11 protein-coding genes and 2 pseudogenes are annotated in these 15,915 nt (G+C 56.9%); 3 read left to right on the plus strand and 10 right to left on the minus strand.

Going from position 1 to position 15,915, the window contains the following annotated elements; all coding sequences use genetic code 11:
• Positions 1 to 386 precede the first annotated feature (386 nt).
• The 3 genes and pseudogenes from EHS19_RS02025 to EHS19_RS02035 form a co-directional block, all read right to left on the minus strand.
• A pseudogene (locus EHS19_RS02025) lies at positions 387 to 957 on the minus strand (manganese efflux pump MntP).
• A gap of 482 nt (positions 958 to 1,439) precedes the next feature.
• Positions 1,440 to 1,934 carry an inorganic diphosphatase gene (locus EHS19_RS02030; RefSeq protein ID WP_151916157.1) on the minus strand — a complete coding sequence of 165 codons (495 nt, stop codon included), beginning with the start codon at positions 1,932 to 1,934 and terminating at the stop codon, positions 1,440 to 1,442.
• 320 nt (positions 1,935 to 2,254) lie between these two features.
• On the minus strand, positions 2,255 to 4,639 hold the full coding sequence (locus EHS19_RS02035) for an alpha-1,4-glucan--maltose-1-phosphate maltosyltransferase (protein ID WP_421745087.1): 2,385 nt from the start codon (positions 4,637 to 4,639) through the stop codon (positions 2,255 to 2,257).
• A 359-nt stretch (positions 4,640 to 4,998) separates the two neighbouring features.
• Here EHS19_RS02035 and EHS19_RS02040 point away from each other — a divergent pair, with 359 nt between their 5' ends.
• Together EHS19_RS02040 and EHS19_RS02045 are read left to right on the plus strand one after the other, a co-directional pair.
• Positions 4,999 to 5,307 (plus strand): hypothetical protein, encoded by a 309-nt coding sequence (locus EHS19_RS02040; protein WP_151916158.1) that lies wholly within the window; start codon positions 4,999 to 5,001, stop codon positions 5,305 to 5,307.
• Positions 5,308 to 5,994: 687 nt separating this feature from the next.
• On the plus strand, positions 5,995 to 8,277 hold the full coding sequence (locus EHS19_RS02045; RefSeq protein ID WP_151916159.1) for a peptidase: 2,283 nt from the start codon (positions 5,995 to 5,997) through the stop codon (positions 8,275 to 8,277).
• A 118-nt stretch (positions 8,278 to 8,395) separates the two neighbouring features.
• On the opposite strand, the gene brnA is transcribed toward EHS19_RS02045, so the two are convergent.
• Both brnA and EHS19_RS10660 read right to left on the minus strand, forming a co-directional pair.
• On the minus strand, positions 8,396 to 8,680 hold the full coding sequence (brnA, locus tag EHS19_RS02050) for a type II toxin-antitoxin system BrnA family antitoxin (RefSeq protein ID WP_151916160.1): 285 nt from the start codon (positions 8,678 to 8,680) through the stop codon (positions 8,396 to 8,398).
• Positions 8,664 to 8,934 (minus strand): annotated as a pseudogene (locus tag EHS19_RS10660) (BrnT family toxin). Before EHS19_RS10660 ends, brnA begins: the two are co-directional and overlap by 17 nt.
• 1,312 nt (positions 8,935 to 10,246) lie before the next feature.
• On the opposite strand from EHS19_RS10660, the gene EHS19_RS02060 reads away from it, so the two are divergent.
• Positions 10,247 to 11,467, plus strand: a complete 1,221-nt coding sequence (locus EHS19_RS02060; protein WP_151916161.1) for a tyrosine-type recombinase/integrase — start codon at positions 10,247 to 10,249, stop codon at positions 11,465 to 11,467.
• A gap of 50 nt (positions 11,468 to 11,517) precedes the next feature.
• Here the strand turns inward: EHS19_RS02060 and EHS19_RS02065 are convergent, their stop codons facing one another.
• From EHS19_RS02065 to EHS19_RS02085, 5 genes are all read right to left on the minus strand, one after another.
• The gene (locus EHS19_RS02065) at positions 11,518 to 12,966 is read right to left on the minus strand and encodes an Eco57I restriction-modification methylase domain-containing protein (RefSeq protein WP_151916162.1); all 1,449 of its coding nucleotides are present in this window, start codon (positions 12,964 to 12,966) and stop codon (positions 11,518 to 11,520) included.
• Positions 12,956 to 13,915, minus strand: coding sequence for a XamI family restriction endonuclease (locus tag EHS19_RS02070; protein WP_175578248.1), 960 nt, complete (start codon positions 13,913 to 13,915; stop codon positions 12,956 to 12,958). The genes EHS19_RS02065 and EHS19_RS02070 overlap by 11 nt, the downstream gene beginning before the upstream one ends.
• Positions 13,916 to 14,296: 381 nt before the next feature.
• Positions 14,297 to 14,524 carry a hypothetical protein gene (locus EHS19_RS02075; protein ID WP_151916164.1) on the minus strand — a complete coding sequence of 76 codons (228 nt, stop codon included), beginning with the start codon at positions 14,522 to 14,524 and terminating at the stop codon, positions 14,297 to 14,299.
• On the minus strand, positions 14,517 to 15,128 hold the full coding sequence (locus tag EHS19_RS02080) for a replication protein (protein ID WP_151916165.1): 612 nt from the start codon (positions 15,126 to 15,128) through the stop codon (positions 14,517 to 14,519). Before EHS19_RS02080 ends, EHS19_RS02075 begins: the two co-directional genes overlap by 8 nt.
• Positions 15,121 to 15,903 carry an ATP-binding protein gene (locus tag EHS19_RS02085; protein ID WP_241677023.1) on the minus strand — a complete coding sequence of 261 codons (783 nt, stop codon included), beginning with the start codon at positions 15,901 to 15,903 and terminating at the stop codon, positions 15,121 to 15,123. Before EHS19_RS02085 ends, EHS19_RS02080 begins: the two co-directional genes overlap by 8 nt.
• Positions 15,904 to 15,915 lie beyond the last annotated feature (12 nt).

Here is a 15,915-nt window from a genome sequence, read left to right on the forward strand (position 1 = left end):
GGGAAACGGGTGAAATGTCGTCGCGTGACAAATCGGTCAGCCACGCGATGCAAAAATCGCCTGTTTGTTCATCGCGTGGCTGTGAATTCTGCCACGCGACGCGATGTGACCGGTTCAATATCGTCATGTGTGTTGTTGTGTTTCTTGCCTCGCGCCGACGTCGTATGGTTGGCGCCACGCGACGGCTTGTCACCGGTCACATGCGATCGCATGGCTGCGCCAGATCGCATCTTGCATATGTTGGGTGCATGTGGGTGCGGTCCTTGTCGATGCCCTGCTATCTGTCGGTAGCCGGCGCGACACGCACCTATCGCATTGATGCGGTGTGATGTGATAAGCCGGCCTGCCACCAGACGCTAGTGGCGCAAAGCCGTATGCCAGAACGATCAGAACGCGAGAACGCCAAGATGCTCGAGCAGCACCTTCACGCCGATCGCAATCAATACCACGCCGCCGGCGATCTGAGCGGGCTTCTGCCAACGCGATCCGAATATGCGTCCGATATACAAACCAGCTGCAGAAAACGCGCCCGTCACCACGCCAATCGAAATGACCGACAGCCACACATCCGTCTTCATGAACGCAAAAACTCACGCCCACTGCGAAAGCATCGATGCTGCACGCCACCGCCAGCGGCAGCATATGCCGCCAGTCGAACTGCGCGGTCTCCTTGGCGTTCTCCTCGTCCTCGTCGAATGCCTCGCGAATCATATTGCCGCCGATGATCGCCAGCAGACCGAAGATGATCCAATGATCGACGGCCGTCACATACGAGCTGAACGTGTTCGCGGCGAAATAGCCGAGCAAGGGGAACAATGCCTGAAAACCACCGAACCACAGTGCGGTCTTGACGGCGTTGATCGGATGCAGCCGATGCTTGATCGTCAGCCCCTTGCCGATAGAGACGGCAAAGGCGTCCATGGCAACGGAAATCGAAATGAGCAGTATCTCCAACATAAGCTATGCAAATGGTTCATCCCACCGGTGTTCCGCGGGATGGGCCTCGACGGACTGCTCCGCCTACGCCTAGGGACACCGACATCGGGAACTGCCGGAATTCGACCAGCTTTGAATCCAAGAGAATGCTGTTCGCATGTCGCGATTACAATCTGGATAGTTTAGCAAAGAGTCAGGATATGGCAAACTCGCGGTGGTGCGTGTGGCGTGGTGGTGCGTGTGTTGATCGACTAATGCCCTATCTCGTAATGGGTCAGCGAAGCTGACTGGGGGAGAGTCAGAAGCTGAACCCTGTAATGATGAGGAGAGATAGGCCACTGGTGTCCTGTGTAGCCCTGCACATATGGAAGGCGGGCTGGATATCAGAATGTATATTCCTGATATCCAGCCCGCCTTCCATATGACTCACGCGTTGGCGCGCGTGCTTCGCGCGGGGGATGTGGCCCCGCGCTCACTTCGGCTAGTGACAGTCCGCTGGACTGTCACTTTGACGCCTCAGCGAGACGCTCGCGGGCGGCGATGATCTCCTTTTCCGCCTCGGATGCTCCAGTCCAGTAGTCGCCGGGCTTGACTTCCTTGCCGGGCTCGAGGGCCTTGTACTGCTCGAAGAAGTGCTTGATCTCGGCGAGGTGGTACTCGTTGACGTCCTTGACGTCCTGGCAAGCGTCGTAACGAACGTCGGCCGGCACGCACAGCACCTTGTCGTCGCCGCCCTCCTCGTCTTCCATGTGGTAGAGGCCGACGGCGCGGCACTCGATCACGCAGCCCGGGAACACCGAGTTGGTCACCATCACGAGCGCGTCCAGCGGATCGCCGTCCTCGCCCAGAGTGCCCTCGATGTAGCCGTAATCATCCGGATAGCCCATCGCGGTGAACAGCTCGCGATCCAGGAAGACGCGACCGGTCTCCTGATCCACTTCGTACTTGTTCTTGGAACCGCGCGGAATCTCGACCACGACATTGAAGGTTTCTGCCATGACATATCTCCTTGAGAGTCGACAGTTGTATTGACATGCACAACAATACCCGCTTATGAGCATTCGGCACGAGGCAATCGACTATTTTCTAAACAATAGGGACCCGTCTGATGATCTGTCCACCCCGCAGGGGAGCGAATCATCAGACGGGTCCTCATCGATCATTGCACAGCGGCCGGCACCGACTGCCTCGCGTCGGCCGCCAGGTTGCCAGACCGCCGCGCATAGGCTGCGCGCTGGCAACCCGGCTACCCGGCAACCCGGCTACCCGGCAACCCGGCTACCCGGCAACCCGGCAACCCGGCAACCCGGCAACCCGGCTACCGCACCACGGTCAGCACATGCGCCACATCAGCCCACGGCGCGAGCGAAACGAAGTTGTCCCAATGCCAATCGAATTCGCGACCGGTCAGCTCGTCGCGCAAATGCGCGCCCTTGTCCGGATCGATGCCGAAATCGGTCAGTTCGAGATGCACCTCGTCCTGATGCGCGTTGTGCCCATCGAGATTGACGACGACGATCAGCGTATCCGCCTTGCCGTTGGCCGTCAGCTCGGCCGGCGTGTGGCGCGCGAATGCGATGATGTTCTCGTCGTGCGTGGGCAGCAGGGTCAGATTGTGGTAGCTGAACAGGTCGGCGTGCTCGCGGCGGATGCGGTTGAGCGAGGTGAGCAGTTCGGCGATGCCGTACTTGTCGGCACGCCTCCAGTCGCGCACCTTCACCTCGTACTTCTCGTTGTCGCGCTGCTCCTCGAATCCGGGGCGCTGCTGGTTCTCGATCAGCTCGTAGCCGTTGTAAATGCCCCACGACGGCGAGCCCATCGCGGCGAGCACCGCGCGCACCGCGTGGCCGGCGATGCCGTTGTCGCGGATGTAGGCGGTCAGAATATCCGGCGTGGTGGGCCAGAACGTGTTGTGCTGGTAGTAGCCGTCCTCGCCGTTCGTCTCAAGCAGATACTCGGACAGCTCCTCCTTGGTGTTGCGCCACGGGAAGTAGCAGTGCGACTGCGTGAATCCGACGTAGCTGAGCGCGCGCATCATGCCCGGGCGGGTGAACGCCTCGGCGAGGAACAGCACCTCCGGATGGCGGCGCGTCACGGCTGCGATCACGTCCTGCCAGAAGCGCACCGGCTTGGTGTGCGGATTGTCGACGCGGAAGATCGTCACGCCCGCCTCGATCCACAGGTTCATGATCCGCTCGACCTCCTTCTCGATGCCGGGCATGTCGGCATTGAAGTCGATCGGATAGATGTCCTGATACTTCTTCGGCGGATTCTCGGCGAACGCGATCGTGCCGTCCGGCTTGGTGCGGAACCAGTTCGGATGCTCCTTGACCCACGGATGATCGGGCGAGCACTGCAGCGCGAAATCAAGCGCGATCTCAAGGCCGAGCTCGTGGGCGCGGGCGGTGAACGCCTTGAAATCGTCCATCGTGCCGAGCAGCGGATCGACGGTGTCATGGCCGCCGAGCGCGGAGCCGATGCCGAACGGCGAACCCGGATCGTCCGGGCCGGCGACCAGCGCATTGTCCTTGCCCTTGCGGTTCGTCGTGCCGATCGGGAAGATCGGCGGCAGGTACACGATGTCGAATCCTTCGGCCTTGGCGCGCTCCAGTCCCGAGACGGCGGTCTTGAGCGTACCCTGCACGATCTTGTGCGTGGCGGGGTCCACATACGCGCCTTCGGAACGCGGGAAGAACTGGTACCATGCGGCGAAGCTCGACTTCGGACGCTCCACCTTGAACCGCTGCGGCGCGCTTTCGGACAGTCCGTCGCGCAGCGGATTGGTCTCGTGCAGCGCGCGGATCTCGTCGGTCGTCGCCGCGGCGAGACGATCGGTCGGGGACAGTGCGCGGTCGGCGACCTTGGCGGCGGCCTCCTTGAGCAGATTGCGCTCGGCGGCGTTCAGTCGCGCATCCTTGGTCACGGCCCAGCGCGCGAGCAGTTCGGCGCCGGAATCCAGCGCGTTCTCCACGTCGTCGCCGGTCTTCACCTTGATCTCGGCATCATGCAGCCACGAGCGGTAGGTGTCCTCCCAGCCTTCGACGGTGACCGTCCACAGGCCGAGCTGACGCTTGACGGCGGCGAAATCCGCATCCCACGGCTTGGCGTCGCTGCGCTCGCCGCACGCGAGTTCGACAGTCCAGCGGTCAAGGCCGGGGTTGACGCAGGTCATGGCGCGACGGGCGGTCTCCTTGCCGCGCGGCGTGCGCACGACGGCGGTGGCGCCCACCTTGGTGCGCCCCTCGATGAACACCTGCGCGGTGACCTCGAACGTTTCGCCAAGCTCGACGCGCGCCGGATAGATGCCGCGTTCCTCGTTCGGCGTGATGTCGAGGATGTTGACACGGCCGAACTGGCCGGGTTCGGTCACGGGAATCGTGGGCGCAGGGGCTTCGCCGACGAGTCCGGGAATGGGGGAAAGTGCGGTTTTCGCGGCGGCTTTGGTGGCGGTCCTGGCGGTCGACTTGGCGGCGCTTCTGGTTGTGCTCCTGGCGGATTTGGCTGCGGTCCTGCGGGAGGTGGCCTTGGCTGCCGTTGTGGTCGCGTTCGCTGCGGTGGTTGCCGCGGCGGATTTATCGGTGGTTTTTGCAGTGGTTTTTTCGGTGGATCGGCGGGAACGGGTCGTCCTTGACGCGGTTGCCGCCGCGGTGCTCCTTGTGTTCTTGGTTGCTGCTGTTGCGCTTGTTGTCTCTATCTCTGTCATCGTTGTCCCGTCGATTATCGCCGCTGCTGCGGCATGGGATGTAGTCGTTATGGCAGATTCCTCCACCGAAGTGGTGGAGTTTGCCGGGATTGTACTGCTGTTGCTGCTGTTGTCGCGCGCAGTTGCGTTTGTCCTGACTTCTGCCACATGGCCCATTGTAGGACGATGCATGAAAAAAGCGTGATATTTTGCGGGTGAACCGCAGGTTGCGGGTGTGTGAAGGGGGTGCGACGTGATGTGGCGCCGCTCAGACGGTTGTGAGACGAACCATTGGCAGGCGGCCGATTTGCCGCGCGGTGCGATATTCGGTGATTGTGCCGTTGCGGCACGGGCTGGCTTGTGGCTGGGGTGACTGGGCTGTGTCTGATTTGGATGGGTTTGCTGATTTGGATGGGTTGACTGGGTTGGGCTGGGTTGGCTGGGCTGGTTGGGCTTGGCATGCGGCGACTTGTCACGCGGCGGCGTTTTGCCTGTTTTTTGCGTCGCGTGACAAGCGGACACGCGTGGCCGTGGTTCAGTCGTGGTTCAGTCTGATCCAGACTTGTTTGAAAACATTGGAATTCCGCCGTTTTGTGATCATGTGGCGCGGCGGTGGCATGACGGCGGATGACCGCAGCCGCCACGGATTGTCACGCGGCGACGAAAACGTCGATTTTAATGCCGCGTGACAATCCGCGGGCGGGTCACGCCGTTCACGCGATGAGCTGCTGGCCGAACCGCCCGTTTTCGCAGAATATAACGCAGCAACGCCGCTGATTTGCGTCGCGTACCGCCAGTCAGTGGGATGCAGTGTGATTTCGGCTCGGTGTTGCGTTGCGTCCCACGATTTGCCGCGTTTTCGTGGGATGGAACACAAAAACGGGCTCATTCTGCATTCCGTCCCACAGCCTTCCGGTCATCACAGCGTGCATTCAGGTCACATTCAGGTAAAAACGGTGGAAAATGGCGGTTTGCTGGTACAGCATCCATGACGCGGTTGGTGAGGGGCGATGCGCAAGTGGGACGGAACGCAATTACGGCCTCATTTCGCGTTGCGTCCCACGATTTGCCGCGATTGGCCGCGTTTTCGTGGGATGCAATGCGATTCAGAGGATTTTCTGCGCTGCGTCCCACAACTCGTTCCGTGGCTTGCGTGGACCTTGTTGACCTTGTTGCGCCTTGCTGCATCTTTCTCAGTGCGCGTCGCATTTTCGCGTCGCATTTTCGCGGATTTTCGCAGGAGTTTTCCACAACACGCCGAAGGGTGGGCTCTGCGTCCACAGCACCTTGTCGGCAATGCGAGCCGAGGGGTGGTTATGGCACTCTCGTTGCACCTGCGGCGAACCGTTCGCCGGGAGATTCAAGGAAGGACCATCATGATCAGGAAACTGCGAAGGAGAGTGGCTGCGCTGATCGCCGCGGCGGCTGCGGTCGCCGCCATCGGCGTGACGCATGCAGCGTACGCGGACGAGATGTTGAACGAGGCGGAGTCGGGCACCTATGTGACCTTTTATGACATCAATGGATTGGGATTGACCCTTGGTGTCACCGCGTACGACGACAACGGCAACTACTATTACTGCCGGGAGGTCGGCAAAAGGACCGACTACACCAAGGGGACGGTCACCTCCATGACGGACAGTCCGGAGGCTCGTCGCATTGCGTGGCTGATCGATAAGTATCGCGACAGCAAGGACGCGGTCGCGCATGCGGCGATAGGCGTGCTTGTGCATGACTATTTCGACTCCGATCCGGAACTGTGGGCGGCGAATAGAGTCAGAGCCTACAAAGACCGTCCGGATGTGGAAAAGCGTGTGAAAAAGCTGTGGGACGAGTCGGCGAAGGCCGTTCCTGCGGGGATTAAGGTGCAGCAGACCTATGCGGAGGGCATCAGAAATGGGCATGTAAGCGTCGAGGTCACCAACGGAGACAACGAGGTGGTTGCCGGCGTGCCGTACACGGTCACGTTGGAGGGACCGGCGACGTTCTCCAACGGCAAGGCCACGATATCGGGAACATCGAAATCCGAAGCGATCATCCATGAATGGACCGCGACCAAGGCGGGTAAGGTCACGGTCACACCTCGATACACGATCAAGACGCTGGAAGATGTCGAAAGCGCGCAGCGGTTCGTGCGGTTCGGCTCGCATGCCAGCGATGGCGGCAGTGCGGTGACCTTCGTCAAGCCGACGATCAGCACGGTCGCATCCCAGCGCGTCGTGGACGTGGGGCAGGGCGTGCAGGACAAAGTGACCGCCGGTGTTGCAGGCGAGACCGATCATTGGGTTTCGGGATTGCAGCTGGATGCGCGTGGGTACTATTTCGAGGGGATCAGCCATGCGTCGCTGCAGCGCATCGATCCGAAGGCGGGAGAAAGCGCGGCGAAGTTTCTGGAGCGGCTTGCGGTTCTCGGATACAAGCCCGCGGCCTACGGGCGAGCGTCGTTCACCGCGCCGGGGCAGACCGTGGAGGTCACGGCGATGACCACGAATGGCGGCACAACACCATATAAGGTGTCCGTCGCCGGAGGTTTCGGCACATGGGTGTGGGCGTTTGAAGTGGAGCATCTGTCCGAAACCGCGCGACGGTATGTGACGGCCGATGTGGTCAGCGGGTTCCTGGAGGCATCGGAGACCAACTCGAATCGCAGCAGGATCGAAGTGGAGTCAACGGTAACCGAGCACACGGCGGCGGTGGGCTCCGAATTGAGCGACACGATCACCGTGACCGGTTTCCCCGACGATCATGGCGCCTTTACAGGCAATGAGGCGTTCGGCTTCGGTGCCGACGAACCGTATGCGCAGGTGAGCGTATGGTGGGCCGGTGATCCGGACGATCAGGGCAACGATGAGCAGTATCGGCCGTCCGGGCATGAGCCTCCGGCGCAGGACGAGCATCACAAGCTGATCGGCACATGGGATTATGCGGCGAAGAACGGCAGAATCCGGGTCGGTGCGGGCGCGCCCGACGCTCATGGCAATCCGGTTCACATCACGGCCGAGCAGCATGGTTGGTATGTGTTTGTATGGAGTTTCAGCGGTGATGATCGGGTTGCGGCGGCATCCAGCGCGTACGATGATGCATGGGAGAGAACACGAGTATGGGAGTTCGCCAAGCCGCGCGAGCCGTCGATCATAACGCAGGTGGATCCGGAGCGGGTACTGGTCGATGAGCCGTTCCACGACACTGCGCGCATCACCGGAGACATTCCGCTGGGGGCGTATGTGACGTTCACCGCATACGAGGCGGTGGCGGAAGGCATCGAACCTGGTCTGAACGGCAAGCTGCTTGACGAGGTTCGTGTCGAAATCGATCATCGCAAGACCGATCAGACCGTGATGAGTCCTGAAACGCGTTCGCCGGAACCAGGCCTGGTGTACTGGGTGGCCGCATTGAAGTCCGCCGATGGTGACGTGCTCGCCACGCATGAGTTGGGCGTGGAGGGCGAGGTGGTCGAGGTCGAGGAACCCGAGGAACCGGAGGAGCCGGAGGAGCCTGAGGAGCCCGAGGAGCCGGAGGAACCTGAAGAGCCGGAGGAACCTGAGCTGCCGTCTACGGGTGTGGACGTTGGCGCGGCGGTGGCGTTCGCGGTGGCGTTGGGCATTGCCGGGTTGCTGATGTTGTGCGTCGTATCGCTCGGCAGCATGCTGCGACGATAGCGCTGTAGATGGCGGTAGCACCGCAACGCAGATCGAATGATTCGAGGGCCCAGCCCCTTACCGCAGCCGCAGTCAGCAGTGCGGTTGCGGCAAGGGGCGGCCTTCCATCGTTCGCGGGTCAGGAGTGAACGGACTCGCGTTTGTGCATGGTGCGCAGTCGGTCGGCGATCCATGTGTTGACGACCGCGTTGCGGCTGATCGCCAGTTCGGCGGCCTCGTCGTCCAGTTCGCTGACCATCCATGCGGGCATCGTCAGCGTGATGCGCTTCTCCAGCGGGGGATGGTGCTCGACCATGGGATGCTCCAGATCGACGTAGTTGAGGATGTCCTCACCGTTGTCGAACATCTCCTCTAGCTGGTCGCTGGTAATCGACTTCGCATCGGGCTTAATCCTGGCTGTCATAGTATGCCTCCTCGTTCTTTCGCGACCTGCGTACGGATATGATGCGGATGCGTTTGCCGCGCTTGGTGGTGATCGCCGTCCAGTGCTTGCCGTCGATCATGCCGAGCACGATGAAGCGCGTCGTCGTGCTCGGGATTCGCAGCGGTCGGCGTCACCGTCTTCGAGTTGTCCCACATGCGCTGGGCCTGCTCGAAGTCGATGCCGTGCTTGGCAAGGTTCTTCGCGCTCTTCGCCGGATCGTATTCGAATTCCATCAAACCTCCTATTAACATCTATTGTACATCAATATGACATCAATATTGCATCTCGTCATGCAATAAGCTGCGTGGCGGTGATCGCAGCGCGGCGGGGTGATGCTGGGCGGATGACGAACGTTGATGTCGGAGCGGTGAGATTCAAGGTTGAATTTAAAAGCGGGAAAGAACGGTCATCTCCCGAATTATGTTCTCGGATTATGCTCACTGGGATCGTTTCAGTGATTGTCTTGTTCGAGCGGATCGTTTCAGCGATCATAATTCGGGAATCGGGCCCATTGCTCCCGAATCTTGTTCACTGAGCGGCCGACAGCGATCACAATTCGGGAGATCGGCCATCGATTCCCGAATTTCGTTCGCTGGAGAGCGCCTCGCTACACCTTTCGCTGTGCCTTTCATCGTGCCTTTCGCCATCGTGTGCATTCAACGTATGTCGCGTGGACTATCCGTGGGCATCGTGTGCATGGAACGTATGTTGTCGAATGCATTGTGTGCATGGAACGGATATGTGGAGGCATGGAACGCGCGCTTCGTGTACGTCGTATGCACACGATCGCGTAAACGTACGTCCTATGCACACGATCAGCAGCGTCTTATGTACGTGGCATGCACTCGATCGACGGCTTGACGCGGACGGGAAGACTCACGGCGCCCCGTTATGTACGTGACATGCACACGGTCAAAGGCCTGCAACGGCCAAGCGGGCCTATTGCATCCTCGTTAGGTACGTTCCATGCATACGATGACTGCAAGGTGCGCGCGTGCGCTCCGGCCGTGTTCGGATACGCTCCATGCACACGATGACTACAGAGGGATGGCGAAGGGATAGGGCCGAGCAGCCAGTTTTGCCGATCATTGACCGCCTGACAAGGAGATTGACACGAGGAGACTGACATGAGGAGATTGACGGCGAACCTGACTGTAACAAAGGCGTCCAGTGTGATGAATGATCGTGGTGGGATGGATCTCGAGTGTTGCTTGCACAGGTTTGCCCATATGTTGTCCGCAATCAGCGACGGCGTCAAGATGGCCGGGAAACGAAAAATGCTAGGAACCTTGTGGTTCCTAGCATCTGACCAGTAGCGGGGCATGGATTTGAACCATGGACCTCTGGGTTATGAGCCCACGTTTTCTTATGTTGTTCTAAATTGGTATTGTCTAGTATACATTGAGACAATGGCTTAAAATGCGGCGTGTTGCGTGATTTAAGTTGGTCTTGATTGGTGTGTTTGTCCAACTTTTGTCCAGAAAATCTGTGTCCAGATTTGTCCAAATCTGGTAGGATGAAAGCATCTACAAAGGAGGTGCCGGGATGGCGAAGCGGGAAACGTCAGGACAGATCACCGAGTTGGAGCGCGGCCGCAGGTACTCTATCCGCGTACGTCTTGCACCGGATGAAACCCACAAGTCGTGGCATTGGTCGAAGTCGCGCAAGGTCAACGGCAACAAAGCTGAAGCAACGGCTGCCTTGGTGACATACAAGCAGGAACTCGAAGACGAGCGCTCCGGCAAGAACGTAACGGTACGCGAGTATGCCGAAGCGTTTCAAGCAAATCGCAAGGCGCTGGGCAAGGTATCCAATCTAACCATCGAGCGTGACCAGCACGAAATCGACCGTATTGTGAGATTCCTTGGAAACGTTCGGGTAACTGATCTCGACTCGCAAAAAATCGAGAACGCTTACCTGCGCATGGCTGAACAAGACGGAGCTTCGCCGGATGCCATCCATAAAGTGCATATGAAGCTATCGCAGATCATGCGTAAAGCCTTCTTGGACGAGCTGATAGACCGTAACCCGTGCGACGCCGTGGAAGGCATCAAGCGCCCGAAGGTGAGCCAGCAAAAGCGCAAAGAGACGCGAATCACCAAGGAGCTGGCTCTAGCATTCGTCCGCAAGATCAAGCAAGAACCGCAGGACGGTCGAATCGTGGCGGTCTGGCTAGGAGTCGCCACCGGACTGCGGCGCGGGGAGGCGTTAGCGTTGGTCTGGGATGATGTTGATTTCGATGGTGCACGTTTGCGCATCCGCAAGCAGTTCGGCAAAGAGAAGGTACTTAAGGATCCCAAGACGGCCAAATCGCGCCGTACGATTTCGATAGACAGCCAGACTGTAGAGTTTCTAAATCAGTGGAAGGCGAAACAGCGGACTTTGTTCGAGTCGGCTGGAATCAGGCAACAATCCAGCTCTCCGGTATGCAGTAACGAACTATGTGACTTCCTCGATCCTGACAACTTCAGCAGATGGCGCAGGAAGTTCTTCGTTAAGGAAGGTCTTGCGCACTATGCCAACGAAACCACGTATGTCGACAAACGTGGAATCGAGCGAGTGAAACAATCCGGCTACGTGGGTCCTAACTTCCATGCACTCCGTCGCGCTCAAGCTACGCTACTGGTTGCCGGTGGTGTGGACCCAAAGACAGTGCAAGCCCGACTGGGGCACGAAAGTTTTGATACGACACTGAATATCTATGCTGAAGAAGTTGGTGAGAATGACCGTCTAGCCGCCGACTTTATGGGTAACCTTCTTGCATAAAAATGGTTTGATGGGGCAGCGATTATAACCGTTGCCCCAACAACAATTCCTTAGAGAGAGACCGGTAGGGACATAAGTTCTCTCGGTTCTAGTTTTTTTAATCCGCCTCCATACTCGCGTCCTCCTTTGATGAGCACATCGGCGGGAATGCTGTTCAAGGTTTCGCACATATTATCAAGTTCTATGTCGGACATCGAAGTTTGAGGATATAGGCCTAAGTATGTGTTGGTCATCGTTGCGTTTGATCGGTTTCTGATAAACCTAAAAGGTGTTTTCTCAGAGCGACTCATATAGGTGCAAATGATGGGTGCCGAGTCTGCCCTACCAATTGAATACCATGGAGTTCGGTGCCTAAGAATATAACCGTTTCTGATTTTTTCTGGGCACCTGTCAAGATACTTTCGTACAGGTGAGGGGAGCTCTGAATAACTAGAAGACTTAGGTATATTCAGTAATGCGGAATTAGATTCCTGAGGCCATCCGGACTCGTCTGATGTGACTTCTGACAAGTGGAAGGTCCTAGGCGAAGGCAGTATAGGCGCTAGCCATTCATCTGATATTCCTTCTTCATGCCATTCGTTACGTGGACGAATAAAGAAAGAATTACTGCCAGTAGCAATGCCTCGCTTGGCTTTAAAGTAATCTCCAAGTACTTGGCTATTGGTTTTAGCTTGACCTGTATAGTCCTCAAGATGCTGCCATTTTGATAAGTTTGATAAATTCTGCAAAGGGATTGTTACCGTCTTACGAGGAGATTGAAAATCACCGTAGGTGAAGACGGCACTTGAATTGGAGCTGGGTTTTTTCTTGCGAATGATTGCAACACAGGAGGTGACTAATGCATCGTCAAATTGAAGGTTTTCGGGGTCGAAGAAATGGATGCGTTCAAGTGAAACTGTCTGCGTCAGGAATTTACGAATGGGTGAACCGTAATTAACTGAAAAAAGTTCTGAGGGGATAAGCCATGACCCCACTCCATCCTCCTTTAGCATGCCTGTTCCAGTCAATAGGAAATATGCATGAAGTCCTGCCAGGCCCGAAAGACAAACGCCAGAGAAATTAGTGGTGAGCTGAGAGTAAAAGTGTTTCTCCGACAATGAGAGATGATGATGTCGTGAATATGGCGGATTGGAGATTATGGCATCGAACTGCCGTGATTCCATTGATGCGTAGTCAAAGAAATCATTATTTATGATTTGGCAGGCATCACTTGACCACAACTCTTGTGCTGTTTTGTACAGCCGGGGATCTTTTTCAACTCCGGTTATTCTAAATTGATCAGATATTGACAGAAGTGCGGAAATGAATGCACCAGTGCCGCATGAAGGTTCGAGTACAGAGGCGTCCTTCCTTATGCGTGAAAAAAGATCTTTGGCAATAGCGAGAGCCAAAGAATATGGCGTAGCAAACTGACCGCGTTCATTGCGCTCTTCTTGGGAATGAGAAGAGTCAAATAGCTCTTGCTCTTTTTGTCTGGCTAGTTCGTTCTTATTGCGCATAGGGTACCAACTCATCAAAGTCTTCGATACGATGTTCCCAAATCCAATCCATATGGTTAGCTGCTTCGTATCCGAGATAGGTGGCTTCAAAGTAACCGCAAAGGAAAAGATAAAGGGTTACATCTCCATAGGTGCCACGAAGCTGAGATACCTTTGTATCTTCTTCCTTTCTGCGCTTGTTAGTGTTTGTGGCATCCCCAGCGCACTTGCATTCAATCAGTAGAGGGCGGGTGGAATTAAATGGCATGATTGCCATGTCAACGGGGGTATTGACCATACCGTCCGACTCGTCTGTGGCGTTTTTGTACATACTGACGTTTTTGTGGTGGCTATATGTGCCGGGCTTCATGTCAAAAGCCTGTATTGAGGGGTTTTCAACTCGTAGGTATCCTCGAGCATTTAGGTATGTGTCGAGTTTGGACAATTGCCGATGCTCTTGTTCGTTTCGGATTAGTGGGTCAGTCAAAGAGCCGCACAAACGATCTCCGGCAACGCAGGAAGCGATTTCTATTTCTCGTTCTGAAGGGCGAGTTCCTTCCTTAAGCCATGCGCAAAGCTGGGTGTCGATCAGATGCCTAAGGACCGGAATGATACGTCTAATAGCTTCTCGGCGCTGTAGGCGAGAACGTCCTCGCGGGACACTCCCCTTTTCCATAGACTGCACAATCGTCTTGCTGACTTGAGCGAGACCGGCGAGCCTCTCACGGGCGATGGGCGGGGCGCAAAACATGCGCGCTATCGCAAGGTCTTCAGGATTGTCCCAGAGATATTGTTCGGTGAGAGCGCGGAGATAGTCGGTATCGTTTAAAAGGCGTTGGACGCCTTCAATGCATTCACCGCGTGCGGATTGGTACGTGCTTGGAGCGTAGTTGAAGAACCAATCGTTGTACTGCAAGATCGATGCTTGTGTATCCTCGTTCCAGCGGTTGGGCTTGTCCGCATTGATCACAAGTACCTCCCTGATATTTCGGATATCTTAGCCGTAGGGCAAATCGATTACCATGGTATCGGTTGGGTTCGTCGGAGTTCTCCGGCGGTTAATACGCCCATAGCTGAATCGAACAAACGTTCGATTGTTGATGTATCCTTAAACTGTGCGTGGCGGTGCACAGAAAGGAAACGTCGGCTATGGCGAAACGTAACTCTAAGTAAACTTCACCGGAGATTGCAAAAGCTGCGTCTGCTGCTCTTCGCGATGGTCGTTCGAGTGCTCGAACCAAATCGTTAGCGGCATCAGCTCTTTCGCAGGCTCCGCCGAAGAAGAAACCGAAGAAGAAGTAACGAAGTGGCCTGATCAAGGAAGACCCCGCAAGGTTGCGGGGTCGGTAGCTTACCGCTTACGCTTGGGCCATTTGACGGGGATGCCGCCGTTCTCGGTGACGAAGGCATTCAAAGCCGCGCTGGTGATGTAGTCCTTGCTCCCCACTCGGATTGAAGGAAGCGCATCCATCATCAGACGTGCCTTAGAACGGCCGACGCCGAATATTGATTGCAGATCAGGCACATCCAGAAACTGAGGGCGGTCAGCGGTACTGCTATCTGATGAGTTTTCAATCATGGTCGGCCTCCTTCTTGGGTTTATCGGTGTTCGTATGCCAGTACGACCAGATCACTTCACGACAGAACACCGTTTGTCGGGTGGCGAAATCCAACAGTTCCGAGTGCTCTTGCTCGCAGTGTTTAAGCAGGTCGTAATAACCTCGGATGCTGTTTTCGGCGACGAGGTTCACGATGGACATGGCTTCCTGCCTGTCGTCGTCGGGGATGGCGATCTTCTGCCAGTCGGCACCGTTGAAGGCCATAACGTCTTCAGGAGAGTACTGTGCCTTCTCGGGGTTGTCGAGATGGATAAGATAGCGTGCCATGCCGCGCGGGCTTTCCAGCCGAATGATGATCTCAGGGCCGTTGAACTGTTGGAAGAACCGCTGTGCGTTTCGACGCGTGGTGGTGTTCATCCACATCGCGATCACATGGCGGTGAGGCTTCTTCATTTCGCCAGTCTTAACATTGGCGATGTCTTGATCGTGTAGCGGGGATACGAGGATTTGCAGACCAGATAGTTGCATGAGCTCCTGCCAGTCGTCTGGACAACTGTCGCCGGGGTAAATTAGGCCAGCCCAATACCGGCCCTTTTCGTTCGGGTCGTTCTTTTTGTCAGGCATCTTCGTCCCTCATCTCACATCTCAACAGGGGGCGTCGTAGTAGCCCCCTGTATCCAGAAGTTGACGGCGTGGCCGGCACCGGGCTACCGCTACCGCTACGCCCGTTACCGTCCCCGCCTACTCGACGGAGAGCATGAATCTCTTCATCGGTGACAAACGGCACATGCAGATATCGGACTTGGTTGGTCTCGGTATCCCACAGATAGCCGTCTCCTGGGCGTGTGAACGGGATTTGCCAAGGCCGGGCACCTCGCCGCACTGCGTCTTCGCCCATAGCCATCACGGCCTCGCTCTTGGAGTTCAACCGCAACGCCAGTGTAGTAAGCAGCAGGCTCCGATATGGCAAGCTGATAGTCACTCGGGGATTTTGTGTGGCGACGACCACGGTGCAGTTCAGTGCGCGGGAGCGCGAAAGCGCCGACCGTACCAGTTCCACGCAGGCATCTGACTTCTTCTTGCTTGCGCCGGAACGAATCATGTCGGCTGCTTCGTCAATGACGAGTAGCCTGTGTGCTGCTTGGTTGTCGTTAAGAGAACGCAGTTTGCCGCGCCATTGTTGGGCTCGGGTGTCCACGCCGGTATTGAAGTCTGCAAGCATAGTCTCGGCCTCATCAAGGTTGTAAGCTTTGCGATCGAGTACCTGCGCGTAGTTCTCGGCCTCCATGCCGGCTTTGAGGTCGATGAACCAGATTTCGCCGCCAGCGGCAGCCTCTTGCGCAATGATGTTTGCAAGCACGCTGCCTTTGCCACTGTTGCTTTCGCCGATGATAGCCAAATGTGCCGTGCG

This window comes from Bifidobacterium jacchi, from assembly GCF_009078285.1.
Classification (GTDB): Bacteria; Actinomycetota; Actinomycetes; order Actinomycetales; family Bifidobacteriaceae; genus Bifidobacterium; species Bifidobacterium jacchi.